Genomic DNA, 18054 nt, shown 5'->3' with positions numbered 1-18054 from the left:
CGCAGGAGGACCTAGCCGACCGAGCCCTCAAGGCTGATCCCGAGCAATTTCTGGGCTTCCACGGCGAACTCCATGGGCAGCTGCTGCAGCACCTCGCGGCAGAAACCATTGACGATCATCGCCACCGCCTCTTCCGCCGACAGGCCACGGCTCATGGCGTAGAACAGCTGGTCGTCGGAGATTTTCGAGGTGGTCGCCTCGTGCTCGATCTGCGCGCTGGGGTTCTTCACCTCGATGTAGGGCACGGTGTGGGCACCGCTGGTGGACGACAGCAGCAGGCTGTCGCACTGGGTGAAGTTGCGCGCGCCTTCCGCCGAGGGCAGCACCTTGACCAGGCCGCGATAGGTGTTCTGGCCATGGCCCACCGACACGCCCTTGGAAATGATCGTCGAGCGGCTGTTCTTGCCGATGTGGATCATCTTGGTGCCGGTGTCGGCCTGCTGGCGGTTGTTGACCACCGCGACGGAATAGAACTCGCCCACCGTGTCCTCGCCGGCCAGCACGCAGCTGGGGTATTTCCAGGTGACGGCCGAGCCGGTTTCGACCTGGGTCCAGCTGATCTTCGAGCGCGTGCCCTTGCACAGGCCGCGCTTGGTGACGAAGTTGTAGATGCCGCCCTTGCCGTCCTTGTCGCCGGGATACCAGTTCTGGACGGTGGAATACTTGATCTCGGCATCCCCCAGCGCCACCAGCTCGACCACGGCCGCGTGCAGCTGGTTCTCGTCGCGCATCGGCGCCGTGCAGCCTTCGAGGTAGGAGACGTAACCGCCCTCGTCGACGACGATCAGCGTCCGCTCGAACTGGCCGGTCTTCTCGGCATTGATGCGGAAATAGGTCGACAGCTCCATCGGGCAGCGCACGCCCTTGGGCACGTAGACGAAGGTGCCGTCGGAAAACACCGCGCTGTTCAGCGTGGCGAAATAATTGTCGTGGATCGGCACCACCGTGCCCAGATACTGGCGCACCAGTTCAGGGTACTGCTTCACCGCCTCCGAGATCGACAGGAAGATGACGCCGGCCTTCGCCAGCTCCTCGCGGAAAGTGGTGGCGACGGACACGGAGTCGAACACCGCGTCGACCGCGACCTTGCGGGCGCCCTCGACCCCGGCCAGCACCTTCTGCTCCTCGATCGGGATGCCCAGCTTCTCGTAGGTGCGGCGGATCTCGGGGTCGAGCTCGTCGAGCGACTTCAGGGTCGGCGCCGTCTTGGGCGCGGCATAGTAATAAGCATCCTGATAGTCGATGGGCGGGTAGCGCACCATCGCCCAGTCCGGCTCCTTCATGCCAAGCCACAGGCGGTAGGCCTTCAGCCGCCATTCCAGCAGCCACGCCGGCTCGCCCTTCTTGGCCGAGATGAAGCGGACGATGTCCTCGTTCAGGCCCTTGGGCGCGAACTCGGACTCGACGTCGGACGAGAAGCCCCACTTGTAGGTTCCCGTGACATCCTCGACCGTCGCCAGCGTGTCCTGCGCCATCGTGCCTATTGCCTTACCGTCTCGTCCAAGCCCATGGCCGCGGCCACGGGCAGCGATGCCCGCGCCAGATCGGCCAGGCTCACGCCCGCCAGCGCCTCGCGCACCGTCCGGTTGATGACATTCCACTGCGGCTTGAGCGAACAGATGGCATCGCGCGAACAGCAGGCGCTGTTGGCTGGCTCGGTGCAATGAGTGAGCGCGATCGGCCCGTCAACTGCTTCGACCACTTCAGCCACCGAAATTTCCGACGCCGGCCGCGCCAGCGCGAAACCGCCGCCAACGCCGCGAAACGACACCAGCAGGCCGGCACGCGACATCTTGCCCATCAGCTTGGCCACCGTCGGCGTCGGAATCGCCGTCGCGGCCGACACCGCCGCGGCCGACAGCCGGGTATCGGCGCTCATCGCCGCCTGACACATGACAACCACGGCGTAATCGGCTAGATTGGACAACCGCACCATGTGCGCGTCTCCTCGCAGGACTAAAATAAGACGAAAATCGTCTTGTTTATGTGTGAAACACAGGGCGGAAGTCAAGCCGGTTGCAGCCGACTTTCTGCGATTTTCCGGTATCGCCCGTCAACTGATGAGAGCGAGCGGCGACAATCCCGGCAGAGAGCGCTTGAGCGTCATGGTCACCCGGGCGATGGCGGCGTTCTGGGCCATGAACTGACCCGGCGTCATTCCTGAAAACGCCTTGAAATCCCTGATGAAATGCGACTGGTCGTAGAAATCGTCGCCGGCTGCGTCAAGCCAGCGGCTGTCGGCGTCGTTGACCATGACCGACACCGCGCGCAGGAAACGGTACTTGCGCACCAGCCGCTTGGGGCTGCAGCCATAGACGCCGTTGATCAGCCGCTCGACCTGGCGGGTGGACAGATCGAGCCGCGCCGCCAGCCCGTCCACCGAGGAATTGCCAGCACCGACCAGCCAGTTGTCCACGGCATCAATGAACCACGGCGATTCGCGCCGGCTCTGCCGCGCCATGGCCAGAAACAGATCATCGGCGGCAGCGGCCAGCGCCCCGTCGTCGCGCGCCTCCATCATCCGCCACAGCGCGCGATCAGCATCGGCACCAATGATGTCGCGCAGGTCATGGATGCCATCGGCCAGCTCGGACGCATCGACGCCGAACAGGGCATGCCAGCCCGCCGGCAGCAACCCGACACCCATCAGGCGAATGGGGCCATGGGCGCGAATCGCCAGCGGCTTGGTGCGCATGCCCACCAGCATGGCGCGCGGACACGGGCTGGGCGGGCTGCCCGGCAGCATCGCCGTCCAGCCACCCCGCAGACAGAAGCGGATGTTGGCCAGTTCCGGCAACAGCACGTCGTCCATCTGCTCCAGTGGCAGATCGAAGATGTAATAGCACGAAATATAGCGACGCAGCGGCAGCGCCGGCAGCACGTATCGCAATGGCGATGACACCATCAACCCACCGGCACCCGAAGTGCCCCCCCTCATGGCGCGCGGGCAGGCGCCACCTCAGGGGTTGTTTATAAGCGAGCCAAGGTATTAACGCCAGCGTGATTGCCGCGGCGCAACAAAAAGGACGCTCTCCGGCATCACGCCAGGAGCGCGGCCGGAGAGCGAAGTGAAAGGAGCGTTGCCCGTCCCGCGTGCGGAGTCGGCACGGGATGAACGCTCCCTGGGTCGCAGGCCGCTTGTGCCCCGGACAGACCGGCGGGTATTGGAAGAATCCGACGTCACGACACGAAACTGTCGTGACCCCTGAACAGGAGCAGGCGTGTTGAAGCTGGTCTACAAGCTCTTCCGACCGGAAGAATGGCAGCAATTCCAGAATGATATGGCTTTTTCCGGCTCGCCGGACGATCGTCGGGACGGGTTCATTCATTTCTCGACCGCCGAACAGCTCGCCGAGACCGCCCGCCGCCACTTCGCCCGCGACGACCTGATCATACTGGCGGAGGTGGAAGCCGACTCCCTGGGGAGCGCCCTGCGCTGGGAGCCCTCGCGCGGGGGCGCGCTGTTCCCTCACCTCTACGATCGGCTGCCGGCCGCCGCCGTGCGCCGCCACTGGCGCCTGACCCGTACGGACGCCGGCCACGCCCTGCCCGAGGACCTCACCCATGGCTGATTTCTACGCCCTGATTCGCCCGCTGCTGTTCACCCTCGACGCCGAGACCGCCCACGGACTGACCATCCGGGCCCTGAAGTCCGGGTTGCTGCCACCGGCGCCCGCCGACGACCCTGCCCTGGCCGTCGAGCTGTGGGGGTTGCGCTTCCCCAATCCAGTCGGCCTGGCGCCCGGTTTCGACAAGAACGCCGAGGTGCCCGACGCCATCCTGCGGCTGGGCTTCGGCTTCGCCGAGATCGGCACCGTGACGCCGCGCCCGCAGGCCGGCAACCCGCGCCCGCGCCTGTTCCGGCTGGTCGAGGATCGCGCGGTGATCAACCGCATGGGCTTCAACAACGAGGGGCTGGAGGCCGCACGGGTGCGGTTGACCCGCCGGCGCGACCGACCGGGGATCGTCGGCGGCAATGTCGGCGCCAACAAGGACAGCGACGACCGCATCGCCGACTATGCGGCGGGTATTCGCGGCATGCTGGGGCTGGCCGGCTACATCACCATCAACGTCTCCTCTCCCAACACGCCGGGCCTGCGCGCCTTGCAGTCCCGCGATGCGCTGGCCGAACTAGTCGGCCGCTGTGTGGAGGCGCGCGGCGCCGACCGCACGCCGCTGCTGCTGAAAGTGGCGCCGGACCTGACGGAGCAGGACGTGGAGGACATCGCGGCCGTGGTGCTGGCCAGCCGCATCGACGGTCTGATCGTCTCCAACACCACCATCGACCGGCCGGCGACACTGCGCAGCCCGCTGGCGGGCGAGACGGGCGGCCTGTCCGGCGCGCCGCTGTTCGTGCCCGCCACCGCGATGTTGCGCCGCTTCCGGCTGGCCCTCGGGCCGGCGGTGCCGCTGATCGGCGTCGGCGGCATCGGGTCGGGGGCCGAGGCCTACGCCAAGATTCGTGCCGGCGCCTCGCTGGTGCAGCTCTATTCCGCGCTGGTCTACGGCGGTCCGGGACTGGTGCGGCGGATCAAGGCCGAGTTGCTCGACCTGTTGCACCGGGACGGCTTCGCGTCCGTCCGCGACGCGGTGGGCATCGACACGCCGCTGACGCGCTGACGTCAGCGCGTCAGCAACCCCCTCACGCCCCCGGCCAGCAAGGGGGCCACGTCGATGGCGCCGGCGGGATGCGGCACGCTGTTGGTGGTGATGATGCGTCCCGCGCCGGCCTGGCGCAGCAAGGCCTCGGCGTTGCCGGCGAAGATGCCATGCACCGCCGCCACCACCGGCGGGCGGCAGCGGGCGGCGACCAGCTGCGCCACCACGCGGGCAACCGTGTGGCCGCTGGAAATCACGTCATCGACGATCACCGGCGTGCGGTCGCCGATGGCATCACGATCGACCGCCGACACCTCGACGTCGCGGTCGCCGTGGCGGACCTTGCTCAGCACCTGCCAGGGCGCGCCGATCGTCTCGGCGATCGCCGAGACCCACTGCGCGCTCTCGCTGTCCGGGCCGATCAGCACCGGCGCCTCGACTTCGGCGGCGATCCATGCCCCCAGCAGTGGCGCCGCCGCCAGTGTCGCCGTCGGAATGCTGTAGATCGAGGCCAGCGTCGGATGGCGATGCAGGTGCGGGTCGATGGTCACCAGCCAGTCCAGCCGCGCCGACAGCAGCCGCGCGAAGGTGACCGAGGTGATGGCCTCGCCGGCCTTGAAGCGCACGTCCTGGCGCATGTAGGGCAGATAGGGCAGCACCACGCCCACCGAGCGGGCCCCGAGTTCGCGGGCCGCGTCGGCAGCGAACAGCACCGCCAGCAGGCGGTCGTCGGGCGGACACAGATCCGCCAGCAACACCACGTCGCGACCGTCGACCGCGTTCAACAGACGAACATAGCGCTCGCCATCGGGGAAGCGACGCTGCTCGATGGCGCCCATTTCGGCGGGCAGCGCGGCGGCAAGGCCGGCCGCCAGTGCCGGCGTGTGGCCAAGCGGCAGGAGAAGCGGCGACATCATGCCGGATCCAGATCGAAGATGTCGGGATTTCTGGCGGCATACTCCAGGGCATAATGAAGTTCGCCCACCGTGTCGGCGTGGACCCAGCACAGCGGCTGCCCCAGTTCGACGCTGTCCCCCACGACCACGTCCAGTCGCAGGCCCGCCACCAGGTCGTCGGGAGCGCCGGCAAGCTTGGCCAGCCTTGACAGGCGGCGGTTGTCGATCGCCCGCAGGGTGCCCGCCCGCTCGGCGGTGATCGGCGCTCGCTGGCTGGCTTCCGCGGGCTCGCGCAGACCGCCTTGCGCTTCGCATATCGCCTGGAACTTGCTCCAGGCCTCGCCGCTGGCCAGCGCGTCCTCGGCGAGCAGCCGCCCGGCGGTCGGGGTGATGCCGCGCGCGGCGGCGACGACCGCACCGGCCACATCAATGGCGCGCGCGCGCAAGTCCTGCGGCGCCTCACGGTGGTTGCGCAGCACCGCCAGCACATCGCGGGCCTCCAGCGCCGGACCGATGCCCCGCCCCACCGGCCAGCGGCCATCGGAGAACAGCGGGATGACCTGCAGGTCGAAGTGGCTGGCGACGGCGACCAGATCATCGGCCAGCGACCGGGCGCCTTCCGACGACCGCACCTTGGCGGTCGGCCCCACCGGCACGTCGATCACCACATGGGTGGAACCGGCGGCGATCTTCTTCGACAGCACCGAGGCGACCATTTGACCCTCGCCATCGAGGTCGAGCGACCGCTCGATGCGGATCATGATGTCGTCGGCCGGACTGAGGTGCACCGCGCCGCCCCACACCAGACAGCCGCCCTCGCGCTCGACCACCCGCCGCATCACATCGAGTTCAAGATCGACGGTGGTCAGCGTCTCCATCACATCGGCGGTCCCCGCCGGCGAGGTGATGGCGCGCGACGACGTCTTGGGAATCAGGATGCCCAGCGCCGCGACGATGGCGACGACGATCGGCGTCGTCCGGTTGCCGGGCAGGCCGCCGATGCAGTGCTTGTCGGCGACAACCGGCGCCGACCAGCGCAGACGTTCGCCGGTATCGACCATCGCCGCCGTCAGCGCCCGCATTTCGTCCCGGTTGAGCGGCCGCGCCGCGCAGGCGGTGAGGAAGGCGGCGAGATCAACCGGCGAATAGCGCCCGGCGACGATGTCGGCGACAACACGCAGCGATGACGATTCGTCGAGGGGACGACCGAAAATCTTGCCGCGTACGTCGCCCAGCGACGTCAGCTGCGGCGCGTGTCGCACTTCCACCCAGTCGCCCTCGCGCACCCGCAGATCGTTCCAGGCCGCTTCCGTCAGGCCGACCTCATGCTTGGCCAGCATGTCTCCCGTCGCCAGGACCAGGGTGGCCAGCGCACGGTTGCCATTGCTGGCGATTTCGACGCGCGCCAGCGAGTCGAAGCCCTCCGCGCGACAGACATGGCAGTCCTTGTGCATCAGCACGACGCGCTCGGCGTGGGTATCGATCCCCAGCCGGCGTGCGCGATGCTGTAACGGACCGTGAGTGGATTCGGTGGTGCTGCCCACGATGATTGCTGCTCCCCGCTGGATCCTGTGCCGCGCCAACCGGCGGCTGGCCGGCTTCTATGGCGCCATCGACGCCCGCTGCCAACCCGTTGCCGACCCGGCGTGCGGCACGGCGTGCGTCCTTTAAGTCTCGTTAATACAGCGTCCCTAGTCTTTCTGGAGGTCGCGGTCACCGCGATTCGAGGGGAACAACGGACGATGCCTCTATGAACCAGCCCAGCGCCCTGCAGGCAGCCCAGACCGCCAAGCGTATCGTGCTGGCGTCGCTGCTGGGCGCGTGCGCGGTCATCGCGACGCTGCTGGGCGAGCGTGTGGCGTTCCAGCGTTCCTATGGCGAGGCCATGGTGCACGCCCGCGATGCCGCCGATCTCGGGCGCAAGATACTGCTGATCGACGAACGGCTGACGCTCACCGCCAAGCTGGCGGCGGAAACCGGCGAACGGCGCTGGCAGTTGCGCTACGAGGCCAACCTGCCGATCATGCGCCAGACCATCGATCAGGCGATCGCGCTGGCACCACCATCGATCGGCCGGCGGTTCAATGCCGCCATCACCGAGGCCAACGGTTCACTGGTCCGGCTGGAGCGGGAGGCGCTGTCGCTGGGCGCCCGCGGCGCGCGCGACGAAGCCCGCTCGATGCTGGAGGGCGATGCCTATCTCTCCGCGAAAAAACAGCTGGAACAGGCGTCACGCCAGTTCCGCGCCGCCATTGACGATCACGCCCGCGCCCAGGCCGCAACGGCGCAGCGCGAGGCCAACCTGCTGCAGACGATCGCGGTGGGCGCGGGCCTGCTGCTATTCGCCTTCCTGTGGCGCCGGCTGACCACCGATCTTGGCCGTACCGTTGTCGATTATGAACAGGCCACCGCCCAGATCGAGACCCTGGCGAACCAGGACGCACTGACCGGGCTGCTGAACCGGACGCGCCTGGCGGAGGAGCTCGAACAGATGATCGCCCGGTGCCAGCGCACCGGGGAGCAGGCCGCCCTCATCCTGCTCGACATCGACCGGCTGCGACCGATCAACGATCAGTACGGCCATGCGGTGGGCGACGGCGTGCTGAAATTCATCGGCCAGCGTATTGCCGCCACGGTCCGCAACGACGAGATCGCCGCCCGCCTCGGCGCCGACGAATTCGCCATCGCCGTCTACTGCGGTGACAACCCCGAAGCGCCGATGCGCGCGGCCCGCCGCCTGATCAACGCCATTTCAGTGCCGATGACGGTCGATGGCCATATCATCGAGGTCGGCGCCACCGCCGGTGTCGCGATGACGCCCACGGACTCGACCGATGCCAACGATCTGCTGCGCAAGGCCGACGTCGCCCTGGTCCGGGCCAAGATCGAGAGCCGGGGCAACGTCCGCTGCTTCCAGGGCCAGATGGACGCCGAGATCCGCGAACGCGGCCTGCTGCAAAGCGAACTGCGGCAAGCCATCGTCGATGGTCAGATCGTCCCCTATTTCCAGCCGCTGGTCGACCTCGCCACCGATACGGTGGTGGGTTTCGAGGTGCTGGCCCGCTGGCTGCACCCGACGCGGGGCCTGATTCCACCCGACACCTTCATACCGGTGGCGGAGGAGAGTGGCCTGATCGGCGAGTTGACGTTCGCCGTGACACGCGCGGCGCTGGAGCACAGCCACAACTGGGATCAGGCACTCACCATCGCCATCAATGTTTCCCAGCGCCAGCTGCACGACCCCTGGCTGGCCGAGAAAATCCTCGCGCTGCTGACGGAAACCGGCTTCCAGCCTCATCGCCTGGAAGTCGAGATCACCGAGAACGCGCTGGTCTCCGACCTCGGCACCGCGAAATACATCATCCAGTCGCTGCGCAACCAGGGCGTCAAGCTGGCGCTGGATGATTTCGGCACCGGCTACTCCAGCCTCAGCCACCTGGCGGAATTGCCGTTCGACAAGATCAAGATCGACCGCTCCTTCATCAAGACCATGAGGGAGCAGGCGCAGAGCGCCACCATCGTCCGCTCCATCGTCGGTCTGGGCCGCAGCCTCGGCCTGCCGACCCTGGCCGAGGGCGTGGAGACGATCGAGGACGCCAATACGCTGCGCGACATCGGCTGTACCATGGCGCAGGGCTATTATTACGCCCGCCCTCAGCCGGCGGCGGACGTGCCGGCGATGCTGCGGCAGCTGCACGACAATGCCCGAGGCACCAGCCGTCACAAACGCCGCGCCTGACAGCCGAGCCTGATCCGCCAGTGCTGCGCCGATCGGGCCGGCGCGTACCAGGATCGGCGCGCGGCTTCAGATCGGAATGGCCAGGCTGTTCTTCACTTCCTCCAGCACGGCATAGGTCCGGGTTTCCCGTACGCCGGGCAGCCGCACCAGCGTATCGCCGAGAAAGCGGCGGTAGGCCTCCATGTCCTTGACCCGCGCCTTGACCAGATAATCAAACCCGCCGGCCACCATGTGGCACTCCAGCACGTCCGGCATCCGGCGCACGGCGGCGGCGAAGTCGTCGAACACGTCCGCCGTGGTGCGGTCGAGCACGATCTCGACGAAGATCATCAGCGACCGCTCCAGCTTGGTCGCGTCCAGCAGCGCCGCGTAGCCGGTGATATAGCCCTGCTCCTTCAGCCGGCGCACCCGATCATGGCAGGCCGCCGGCGACAGGTGGTTGCGGCTGGCCAGTTCCTGGTTGGTGATGCGGCCGTTGAGCTGCAGATCGCGCAGCAGGCGACGATCAATGTCATCCATCCGAACATTCTCCAGAAAATCGCGATTTTGTCGACTAATATTCTTCAATATAAATCAACAAACAACGCACATTCGGCTGAATTGGCGCGATAAGGAATTTCATTCGGCCATGGAGTTCCTGATGTCCGCCAGCCTGTTGTCGGCCTGTCGCAATCGCCTGTCGCCGCTGTACCGCGCGCCCGAACCCGACGTGCTCGCCCGCCTGCTGCCGGCCGCCCGGCCGACACCGGAGGAGCGACCGGCTCGGACGGCGCGGGCACGCCATCTGATCGGCGCGGTGCGGGACGGCGCGCGCGGCGGCCTGATCGACCGTTTCCTGCAGCAGTACCGCCTCGACACCGACGAGGGCGTGGCGCTGCTGTCGCTGGCGGAGGCGTATCTGCGGGTGCCCGACAGCGCGACCGCCGACGATCTGATTCGCGACAAACTGGGCGGCGCCGACTGGGCGGCGCACAAGGGTCGGTCGGACTCGGCGCTGGTCAACAGCGCCACCATCGGTCTGGTGCTGACCCAGGCACTGGTGCGCGCCGACACGCAGGCCGGCGTGCTCAAACGCCTGATCGCGCGCACAAGCGAGCCGTTCGTGCGCGCCGGCGTCGCCGCCGCGATGCGGGTGATGGGCGAGCAGTTCGTCATGGGCCGCACCATCGAGGAAGCGCTCAAGCGCGCGGCCGGCAACGACCATCGCCCGTTCCGCCACAGCTTCGACATGCTGGGTGAGTCCGCCCGCACCCGTGCCGATGCCGGCCGCTACTTCGAGGCGTACCTCGCGGCCATCACCGCCGTCGGCGACGCCGCCGACCCCGCCGCCGACATCTGGGCCCGCGACACGGTCTCGGTGAAGCTCTCGGCGCTGCACCCGCGCTACGAGACGGCCCAGGCCGACCGCTGCGTGCCCGAGCTTGTCGACCAGGTGCTGCAGCTGGCGGTCGCCGCCCGCGACGCCGGCATCGGGCTGACCATCGACGCCGAGGAAGCCGACCGACTGGAGATGTCGCTCGACATCATCGCCGCCGTCGCCCGCTCGCCGCGGGTCGCCGGCTGGGACGGTCTCGGCATGGCGATCCAGGCCTACCAGAAACGCGCCAGCGCCGTGATCGACTGGGCCGACGCGCTGGCGGCGGCGACCGGCCGCCGGCTGACCACCCGGCTGGTCAAGGGCGCCTACTGGGATGCCGAGATCAAGCGGGCGCAGGAGCGCGGCCTGAGCGATTACCCGGTGTTCACCCGCAAGGCGGCCACCGATGTTTCCTACCTCGCCTGTGCCCGCGCGATGCTGGCCAAGCGCCACCTCTATCCGGCCTTCGCCACCCACAACGCCCTGACCGTGGCGTCCGTGCTCGCCTGCGCCGGCGACCGCCGCGATTTCGAGTTCCAGCGCCTGCACGGCATGGGACCGGGTCTGTACGACGGCCTGATCGCCCAAGGCTATGCCGCGCGCATCTACGCGCCGGTGGGCGGGCACCGTGATCTGCTGGCCTATCTCGTGCGCCGGCTGCTGGAAAATGGCGCCAATTCAAGCTTCGTGTACCAGCTGGCCGACGCCCGCGTTTCCGAGGATGAGCTGATGAAAGACCCCGTTGAGAGCATCGAGGCGGCCGGCCGCGCGCCCCACCCCGCCATCCCTGCCCCACGCGCCCTGTTCGGCGGCGAGCGCGCCAATTCGGCCGGCCTTGACCTGTCCGATACCCCGACCGTCGAGGCGCTGATGGCCGGCATGCGGGCGGTGTGGGCGCATCAGCCACTGGCGGCGCCGGTCATCGGCGGCCACACCATCAACGGCGTGCAGGTGCCGGTGCGTGACCCGGCGGACACCGACCGTGTGGTGGGCTATGTCATCCCCGCCACCATCGCCGATGTCGGCCACGCCATCACGCTGGCGGCCGGCGCCGCGCCCGTCTGGTCGGCGCGACCGGTGGCCGAGCGTGCCGCCTGCCTCGACCGGCTGGCCGACCTGCTGGAACGCGACCAGGTGGCGCTGATGGCGATCGCCGTGCGCGAAGCGGGCAAGAGCATCCCCGATGCCCTGGCCGAAGTGCGCGAGGCGGTGGACTTCTGCCGCTACTACGCCGCCCAGGCCCGCCGGCAGTTCGTCCCGCTGCCACTGCCCGGCCCGACCGGCGAACGCAACGAGCTGCATCTTGCCGGGCGCGGCGTGTTCGCCTGCGTCAGCCCGTGGAACTTCCCGCTGGCGATCTTTCTCGGCCAGGTGACGGCCGCCCTGGTGGCCGGCAACGCGGTGGTGGCGAAGCCGGCGCCGCAGACGCCGCTGATCGCCGCCCATGCCGCGCGCCTGATCCTGGAGGCCGGCGTGCCGGCCGACGTCTTCCACCTGCTGCCCGGCGGCCCCGAGGTCGGCCAGGCGCTGACCGCCGACCCGCGCGTGATGGGTGTCGCCTTCACCGGCTCCACCGCCACCGCCCGGCGCATCGCCCGCACCCTGCTGGAGGATGAGTCCCGGCCGATCGTGCCGCTGATCGCCGAGACCGGCGGCTTGAACGCCATGATCGTCGATTCCACCGCCCTGCCGGAACAGGTGGTGGCGGATGTCATCGTCTCCGCCTTCCAGAGCGCCGGCCAGCGCTGCTCGGCGCTGCGGCTGCTATGCCTGCAGGAGGATGTCGCGCCGCGTATTCTCGACATGCTGGCCGGCGCCGTCGCCGAGCTGCGGCTGGGCGACCCCGGCATGCTGTCGACCGATGTCGGCCCGGTGATCGACGCCGCGGCGCGGGCCAGGATCGAGGCCCACGTCGAGCGATTCGCCGACCGGCGGCTGTTCGGGCTCACCCCCGGCGAGGACGCCGCGCGCGGCCATTTCGTCGGGCCGGTGGCGCTGCGACTCGACTCGGTCGAGCAGCTGGGCGAGGAAATCTTCGGCCCCGTGCTGCACGTCGTCACCTGGAAGGCCGGCGAACTGGAGTCGCTGGTCGCCCGCATCAACGCCCGCGGCTACGGCCTCACCATGGGTCTGCACAGCCGCCTGGCGAGCGTCGCCGAGACGGTGCGCCGAAGCGCCCATGTCGGCAACCTCTACGTCAACCGCTCGATGATCGGCGCCGTGGTCGGCGTCCAGCCATTCGGCGGCGAAGGCCTGTCGGGCACCGGCCCCAAGGCCGGCGGCCCGCACTATCTGCTGCGCTTCGCCACCGAGCGGACGGTCTCGACCGACACCACGTCGGCCGGCGGCAACGCCAGCCTGCTCACCCTGCGCGAGGAGGCGGCCTGACCTCGGCCGACCCGGCCAACCGGATCAGTCGGCCAGCCTGTCGGGCTTCTCGATCAGGCCACGCAGCACGCTCATGAACTGGGCGCCCACCGCGCCGTCGATGGCCCGGTGATCGCACGACAGCGACAGGCTGAGCATCGAGGCGAAGGCCAGCGCGTAGCCGGTCTCGATCGGCGTCCGCCGGGTGGCGCCCACCGCGAGGATGGCGCCCTGGGGCGGATTGATGATGGCGTCGAACTGGTCGATGCCGAACATGCCGAGATTGGACAGCGAGAAGCTGCCGCCCTCGAACTCCGCCGGCTGCAGCTTGCCATCGCGGGCGCGGGCGGCCAGCGCCCGCACCTCCTCGGCGATCTGCGTCACCGTCTTGGTGTCGGCGGCGCGCACGATCGGCGTCAGCAGACCCTTGTCGGTGGCCACCGCGACGGCGATGTCGGCGTGCGGCAGGCGGTGGATCTCGTCGCCATGGACCTGGATGTTGACGTCCGGGCACTGCCTGAGCGCCAGCGCCACCGCCCGCACCAGATAGTCGTTGATGCTGCAGCGGGTGCCGCGCAGCATGTTGACCCGCTCGCGCAGCGCCAGCAGCGCGTCCATCCGCACGTCCATGCGCAGGTAGAAGTGCGGGATGGTGGTCTTCGACTCCGTCAGCCGGCGGGCGATCGCCTTGCGCATCGGCGACATCCGCACCACCTCGACACCGGCCGATGGTGCCGGCGCCGGCGTGGCCGCCGGCGCACGGGCGTCAATCACCGCCAGCACGTCGGCCTTGCGGATGCGGCCGCGCGCGCCGGTGCCGGTGATGCCGGCAAGCTCGACGCCGTGCAGCACCGCCAGCCGCTTGGCCATCGGCGAGGCATAGACGCCCTCGACCGAGGCGGTGGTCACGTCCACCGACACCGGGCCGTTGCCGCCCACCGGCCGCGCCGGCTTGCTCGCCTGGTCGACGTCCTGGAGCGTGATGCGCCCCCCCCGGCCGGAGCCGGCGATGGCGCCAACGTCGACGCCGGTGCGTTCCGCCAGCGCCCGCGCCGCCGGGCTGATGCGGGCATCGGCGGGAATCGCCGCCGCCGGTGCGACGGCCGGGCTGGCGGGCGCCGGCGCGGACACCGCGCCGGAGACGACCGGTTTGCCATCGAGGCCGCGGAAAGCACCGACGAAGGCGTCGATGTCCGCCTGCGGCACGTCGAGCGGGGCGAATACCGCCAGCAGCGCGCCGACCGGATAGGTCTCGCCCTCGGTGGCGACGATGCGGCGCAGGGCGCTGTCGAACTCGGCCTCGACCTCGTTGGTGATCTTGTCTGATTCGATCAGCGCGATGATCTGTCCCTTGGTGAAGGCCTCGCCCTCGGCGATCTTCCATTCGCCGACGACGCCCTCCACCATCTCGATGCCCCACTTGGGCATGGTGAATGCGCGGATGCTGCTCATGGTGCTGGGGCTCCCGCTTGGCTTACCGGTAGGACAGCGACTTGACGACCGCCGCCCGGACCTGGTCGACCGACGGCAGATACGCCCGTTCCAGCTCGCGGGCGAACGGGATCGGCGTGTGCGGCGGCGTCACCATCTCGACGGGCGCGCGCAGGGCGGCGAACGCCTTGCTGGCGACCAGACCGGCGATGTCGGTGGCAAGGCCGCAGCGCGGCGGGCATTCGTCCACCACCACCAGCCGGCCGGTCAGCTCGACACTGTCGAGAATCGCCTCCTCGTCCAGCGGGCTGGTGGTGCGCAGGTCCAGCACGTCGCAGCCGATGCCGTCCTTGGCCAGCGCGTCGGCGGCCTTCTCGGCCAGCCGCACCATCTGGCCAGTGGCGACGATGGTGGCATCCCGGCCCTCGCGGCAGACCCGGGCATGGCCGAACGGCACCAGATGCTCGCCGTCGGGCACCTCGCCCTTCACCTGGTAGAGTGCCTTGTGCTCGAAGAACATCACCGGGTCGTCGTCGCGGATCGCCTGGGTCAGCAGGCCCTTGGCGTCGGCGGGCGTGGTCGGCATCACCACCTTGAGGCCGGGGATGGCGGTCAGCAGGTTGTAGAAGGCCTGGCTGTGCTGGGCGGCGGCGTTCATGCCGGCGCCATAGACCAGCCGCACCACCACCGGGCAGCGGGACTTGCCGCCGAACATATAGCGGAACTTGGCGATCTGGTTGATCAGCTGGTCCATGCAGACGCCGATGAAGTCGGCGAACATCAGTTCGGCGATCGGCCGCTTGCCGGCAAGCGCCGCGCCGGCGGCGGCGCCGATGATGGCGGATTCGGAAATCGGGGTGTCGATCACCCGGTTCTCGCCGAACTGGGCATACAGGCCGGTGGAGGTGCCCCAGATGCCGCCGATCGCCTCGCGGCCGCCCGGTGTGCCGGAGCCGCCGACAATGTCTTCGCCCAGCATGATGACACGCTCGTCGCGGGCCATTTCAGCACGGATGGTGTCGAGGATCGCCTCGCGGATGGTCATGACTGCCATGATGTGGTGCTCCCCGGCGGCTCAGTAGGACACATAGACGTCGGTGAGGACGTCCTCGGCGGTGGGCACGGGCGCGCTGCGCGCCTCCTGGGTCGCCTCCTCGATCAGCGCCAGCACCTCGGTGTCGATGGCGTCCAGCACGTCGTGGCCAAGCAGGCCGGCCGCCGTCACCTTGTCGCGGAAGATCTTGAGGCAGTCGCGTTCGGCGCGGATGCGCTCCATCTCGCCCGGGCCGCGATAGCGCTGCGGATCGCCCTCGAAGTGGCCGAAGAAGCGTTCGGTATCCAGTTCCACCGCCGCCGGGCCGTTGCCCGCGCGGACATACTCCACCACCTCGCGCATCAGCGCGTAGGTTTCCAGGAAGTCGCAGCCGTTGCCGCGCCACACCTTCATGCCGAACGCCTCGGCGCGCCGCGCGATGTCCTTGGAGCCGACGGCATAGTCGTGGCCGGTATGCTCGGAATAATGGTTGTTCTCGAACACGAAGATCACCGGCGCCTTGACGACGACCGCCATGTTCATGGCCTCGAAGGTGGTGCCCTGGTTGCAGGCGCCGTCGCCGGAGAAGGTGACGGAGACGTTGAACGTGCCGTCGGCGCGCGGGTCGAGCTTGGCGGCGATGCCGGCGCCCACCGCCTGGGGCGCGCCGGCGCCGACGATACCGTTGGCGCCAAGCATGCCGACATTGATGTCGGCGATGTGCATGGAGCCGCCCTTGCCCTTGCCCAGGCCGTCGCGGCGGCCGTAAATTTCCTTCATCATCCCCTTCACGTCGCAGCCCTTGGCGATGCAGTGGCCATGGCCGCGATGGGTGGAAACGATGTAGTCGGCGTCGGTGAGATTCTCGCACACGCCGACGGCCACCGCTTCCTGGCCGCAATAGAGATGGGTGAAGCCGGCGATCTCGCCGGTCATGATCTCGGCGTGCAGACGTTCCTCGAATTCGCGGATCGTCTTCATCTGGCGGTAGGCCCGCTCTAGATGCTCCCGACTGAGCTGCATGGACTGCTCCCCTTGGTTTTGTCGCGCGTGTCTGACGTCAATAGACTGCCGTGGTTCCCCTGCAATCCACTGGAAATGATAGGGCCGCGATCCCGCGCGGCCAGCCGATGGCGTGGCATGACAAGTGGCGCGCCATCGCGTAACAATCTTGCGCAGGCGGCGCGCCGCCGCGCAAGGACATCGCCGGGGGGCTCATGACGTTCTGGAACCGACGTAAATCGCTGGACGCACTGGCGGGGCAACACCCGCACCATGGACTGCACCGGACACTGGGCTGGCCGCACCTGGTGGCGATGGGGGTGGGCGCCATCGTCGGCACCGGCATCTACACGCTGACCGGCATCGGCGCCGGCCTGGCGGGGCCGGGCGTCATCCTCTCCTTCGCCATCGCCGGGCTGGTGTGCGCCTGCGCGGCGCTCGCCTATGCCGAACTGGCGACGCTGATTCCCGCCGCCGGCAGCGCCTACACCTACAGCTACGCCGTGCTGGGCGAGGGGCTGGCGTGGATCGTCGGCTGGAGCCTGATTCTCGAATACACCGTGGTGTGCAGCGCGGTGGCGGTCGGCTGGTCGGGCTACATGGCGGGCTTCCTTGACTGGCTCGGTTTGCCGCTGTCGCCGGCGCTGCTGGCCGGGCCGCATGGCGGCGGGATCATCAACCTGCCGGCGGTGCTGATCTCGCTGGCGGTCGCCGGCCTGCTGATGCTGGGCACAAGGGAAAGCGCCACGGTCAACTTCGCGCTGGTGCTGGTGAAGCTGGCGGCGCTGGCGCTGTTCATCGTGCTCGCCCTGCCGGCCTTCGATCCGGACCGCTTCCAGCCCTTCATGCCCTATGGTTTTGCCTCGGTGGACGCCGAGGGGGTGAAGCGCGGGGTGATGCCGGCGGCGGCGCTGATCTTCTTCGCCTTCTACGGCTTCGACGCCATCTCGACGGCGGCGGAGGAAGCCCGCGATCCGGGGCGCGACCTCAAGATCGGCATCATCGGCTCGATGCTGATCTGCACCCTGCTCTACATGCTGGTGGCGGCCGCCGGCCTTGGCGCGGTGCCGTTCGCCGAGATGGCGGCGAGTTCGGAACCGCTGGCGTTCGTCTTGAAGTCGCTCGACCATCCGCTGGCGGCCAACCTGATCGCCTGGGCGGCGATTCTGGCGCTGCCGACGGTGATCCTGGTGTTCATGTACGGCCAGAGCCGCATCTTCTTCGTGATGGGCCGCGACGGCCTGCTGCCCTCGGCGTTGGCGCGGATCAACAGTCGCACTGGTACGCCGACGCTGGTGACCGGTGTTACCGGCGTGGTGGTGGCGGTGATCGCCGGCCTGCTGCCACTGAAGGAAATCGCCGAGCTGGCCAATGCCGGCACGCTGGTCGCCTTCGTCGCGGTGGGCACCTGCCTGCTGGTGCTGCGGCGACGCGAGCCCGCCCGTCCCCGGCTGTTCCGCGCCCCGGCGGCGTGGCTGATCGGCCCGCTGGCGATCGCCGGCTGCCTCTACCTGTTCGTCAGCCTGCCCACCGCCACCATCGTCCGCTTCCTGATCTGGAACGTGGTCGGGCTGGCGGTCTATCTCGCCTACAGCGCCCGGGCGAGCCACCTCAACGCGCGATAGCGGGG

At 68.7% G+C, this 18054-nt stretch carries 15 protein-coding genes; 6 read left to right on the top strand and 9 right to left on the bottom strand.

Translation table 11 applies throughout. The annotated features are described in order from the left end of the window. Positions 1-11: 11 nt before the first annotated feature. Genes sufB through ABU113_RS04945 form a run of 3 tightly spaced genes read right to left on the bottom strand, consistent with a single transcriptional unit; the run spans position 12 to position 2881 of the window. Positions 12-1475 carry a Fe-S cluster assembly protein SufB gene (gene sufB, locus ABU113_RS04955; protein ID WP_454558377.1) on the bottom strand — a complete coding sequence of 488 codons (1464 nt, stop codon included), beginning with the start codon at positions 1473-1475 and terminating at the stop codon, positions 12-14. 5 nt (positions 1476-1480) lie between these two features. Continuing rightward, complete coding sequence (locus tag ABU113_RS04950; protein WP_454558376.1) at positions 1481-2011, bottom strand: SUF system Fe-S cluster assembly regulator; 531 nt, start codon at positions 2009-2011, stop codon at positions 1481-1483. 42 nt (positions 2012-2053) lie between these two features. Next, positions 2054-2881: a helix-turn-helix domain-containing protein gene (locus ABU113_RS04945; RefSeq protein WP_454558375.1), complete on the bottom strand. Its 828-nt coding sequence runs from the start codon at positions 2879-2881 to the stop codon at positions 2054-2056. A gap of 340 nt (positions 2882-3221) precedes the next feature. Between ABU113_RS04945 and ABU113_RS04940 the strand changes: the two genes are divergently transcribed. Beyond that, positions 3222-3572 (top strand): DUF952 domain-containing protein, encoded by a 351-nt coding sequence (locus ABU113_RS04940; protein ID WP_454558374.1) that lies wholly within the window; start codon positions 3222-3224, stop codon positions 3570-3572. Continuing rightward, the gene (locus ABU113_RS04935) at positions 3565-4620 is read left to right on the top strand and encodes a quinone-dependent dihydroorotate dehydrogenase (protein ID WP_454558373.1); all 1056 of its coding nucleotides are present in this window, start codon (positions 3565-3567) and stop codon (positions 4618-4620) included. The genes ABU113_RS04940 and ABU113_RS04935 overlap by 8 nt, the downstream gene beginning before the upstream one ends. A gap of 2 nt (positions 4621-4622) precedes the next feature. Here the strand turns inward: ABU113_RS04935 and ABU113_RS04930 are convergent, their stop codons facing one another. Beyond that, positions 4623-5513: a ribose-phosphate diphosphokinase gene (locus tag ABU113_RS04930; protein ID WP_454558372.1), complete on the bottom strand. Its 891-nt coding sequence runs from the start codon at positions 5511-5513 to the stop codon at positions 4623-4625. Then, positions 5513-7039, bottom strand: coding sequence for a thymidine phosphorylase family protein (locus ABU113_RS04925; RefSeq protein WP_454558371.1), 1527 nt, complete (start codon positions 7037-7039; stop codon positions 5513-5515). Before ABU113_RS04925 ends, ABU113_RS04930 begins: the two co-directional genes overlap by 1 nt. 1 nt (position 7040) lies before the next feature. Here ABU113_RS04925 and ABU113_RS04920 point away from each other — a divergent pair, with 1 nt between their 5' ends. Further along, positions 7041-7166, top strand: coding sequence for a hypothetical protein (locus ABU113_RS04920; RefSeq protein WP_454558370.1), 126 nt, complete (start codon positions 7041-7043; stop codon positions 7164-7166). Positions 7167-7245: 79 nt separating this feature from the next. Then, complete coding sequence (locus ABU113_RS04915; RefSeq protein WP_454558369.1) at positions 7246-9234, top strand: putative bifunctional diguanylate cyclase/phosphodiesterase; 1989 nt, start codon at positions 7246-7248, stop codon at positions 9232-9234. 66 nt (positions 9235-9300) lie between these two features. Here the strand turns inward: ABU113_RS04915 and ABU113_RS04910 are convergent, their stop codons facing one another. Further along, on the bottom strand, positions 9301-9753 hold the full coding sequence (locus ABU113_RS04910; RefSeq protein ID WP_454558368.1) for an Lrp/AsnC ligand binding domain-containing protein: 453 nt from the start codon (positions 9751-9753) through the stop codon (positions 9301-9303). 121 nt (positions 9754-9874) lie between these two features. Here ABU113_RS04910 and putA point away from each other — a divergent pair, with 121 nt between their 5' ends. Beyond that, positions 9875-12979 carry a bifunctional proline dehydrogenase/L-glutamate gamma-semialdehyde dehydrogenase PutA gene (gene putA / locus ABU113_RS04905; RefSeq protein ID WP_454558367.1) on the top strand — a complete coding sequence of 1035 codons (3105 nt, stop codon included), beginning with the start codon at positions 9875-9877 and terminating at the stop codon, positions 12977-12979. A gap of 24 nt (positions 12980-13003) precedes the next feature. Here putA and ABU113_RS04900 read toward each other — a convergent pair whose 3' ends face one another. From ABU113_RS04900 to ABU113_RS04890, 3 genes are read right to left on the bottom strand one after another with little or no spacing between them, the layout of a single operon-like run. Next, positions 13004-14410, bottom strand: coding sequence for a 2-oxo acid dehydrogenase subunit E2 (locus tag ABU113_RS04900; protein ID WP_454558366.1), 1407 nt, complete (start codon positions 14408-14410; stop codon positions 13004-13006). 22 nt (positions 14411-14432) lie between these two features. Beyond that, complete coding sequence (locus tag ABU113_RS04895; protein WP_454558365.1) at positions 14433-15443, bottom strand: alpha-ketoacid dehydrogenase subunit beta; 1011 nt, start codon at positions 15441-15443, stop codon at positions 14433-14435. A gap of 21 nt (positions 15444-15464) precedes the next feature. Further along, positions 15465-16445, bottom strand: a complete 981-nt coding sequence (locus tag ABU113_RS04890) for a thiamine pyrophosphate-dependent dehydrogenase E1 component subunit alpha (protein ID WP_454558364.1) — start codon at positions 16443-16445, stop codon at positions 15465-15467. Between the two features lie 194 nt (positions 16446-16639). Here ABU113_RS04890 and ABU113_RS04885 point away from each other — a divergent pair, with 194 nt between their 5' ends. Then, positions 16640-18049 carry an amino acid permease gene (locus tag ABU113_RS04885; protein ID WP_454558363.1) on the top strand — a complete coding sequence of 470 codons (1410 nt, stop codon included), beginning with the start codon at positions 16640-16642 and terminating at the stop codon, positions 18047-18049. Positions 18050-18054 lie beyond the last annotated feature (5 nt).

It is taken from the genome of Parapedomonas caeni, assembly GCF_041060555.1.
In the GTDB taxonomy this organism is placed as follows: Bacteria; Pseudomonadota; Alphaproteobacteria; order Sphingomonadales; family Sphingomonadaceae; genus CAUJIW01.
Note: the sequence above shows the minus strand (reverse complement) of the source record. Positions and strands in the feature narration are given on the sequence as shown.

Bases quoted from the DNA above. Each gene is read 5' to 3' on its own strand.
- sufB (WP_454558377.1), bottom strand. From the start codon at position 1,475: ATGGCGCAGGACACGCTGGCGACGGTCGAGGATGTCACGGGAACCTAC.
- ABU113_RS04935 (WP_454558373.1), top strand. From the start codon at position 3,565: ATGGCTGATTTCTACGCCCTGATTCGCCCGCTGCTGTTCACCCTCGAC.
- ABU113_RS04930 (WP_454558372.1), bottom strand. From the start codon at position 5,513: ATGTCGCCGCTTCTCCTGCCGCTTGGCCACACGCCGGCACTGGCGGCC.
- ABU113_RS04920 (WP_454558370.1), top strand. From the start codon at position 7,041: ATGATTGCTGCTCCCCGCTGGATCCTGTGCCGCGCCAACCGGCGGCTG.
- ABU113_RS04915 (WP_454558369.1), top strand. From the start codon at position 7,246: ATGAACCAGCCCAGCGCCCTGCAGGCAGCCCAGACCGCCAAGCGTATC.
- ABU113_RS04910 (WP_454558368.1), bottom strand. From the start codon at position 9,753: ATGGATGACATTGATCGTCGCCTGCTGCGCGATCTGCAGCTCAACGGC.
- putA (WP_454558367.1), top strand. From the start codon at position 9,875: ATGTCCGCCAGCCTGTTGTCGGCCTGTCGCAATCGCCTGTCGCCGCTG.
- ABU113_RS04900 (WP_454558366.1), bottom strand. From the start codon at position 14,410: ATGAGCAGCATCCGCGCATTCACCATGCCCAAGTGGGGCATCGAGATG.
- ABU113_RS04895 (WP_454558365.1), bottom strand. From the start codon at position 15,443: ATGGCAGTCATGACCATCCGCGAGGCGATCCTCGACACCATCCGTGCT.
- ABU113_RS04890 (WP_454558364.1), bottom strand. From the start codon at position 16,445: ATGCAGCTCAGTCGGGAGCATCTAGAGCGGGCCTACCGCCAGATGAAG.
- ABU113_RS04885 (WP_454558363.1), top strand. From the start codon at position 16,640: ATGACGTTCTGGAACCGACGTAAATCGCTGGACGCACTGGCGGGGCAA.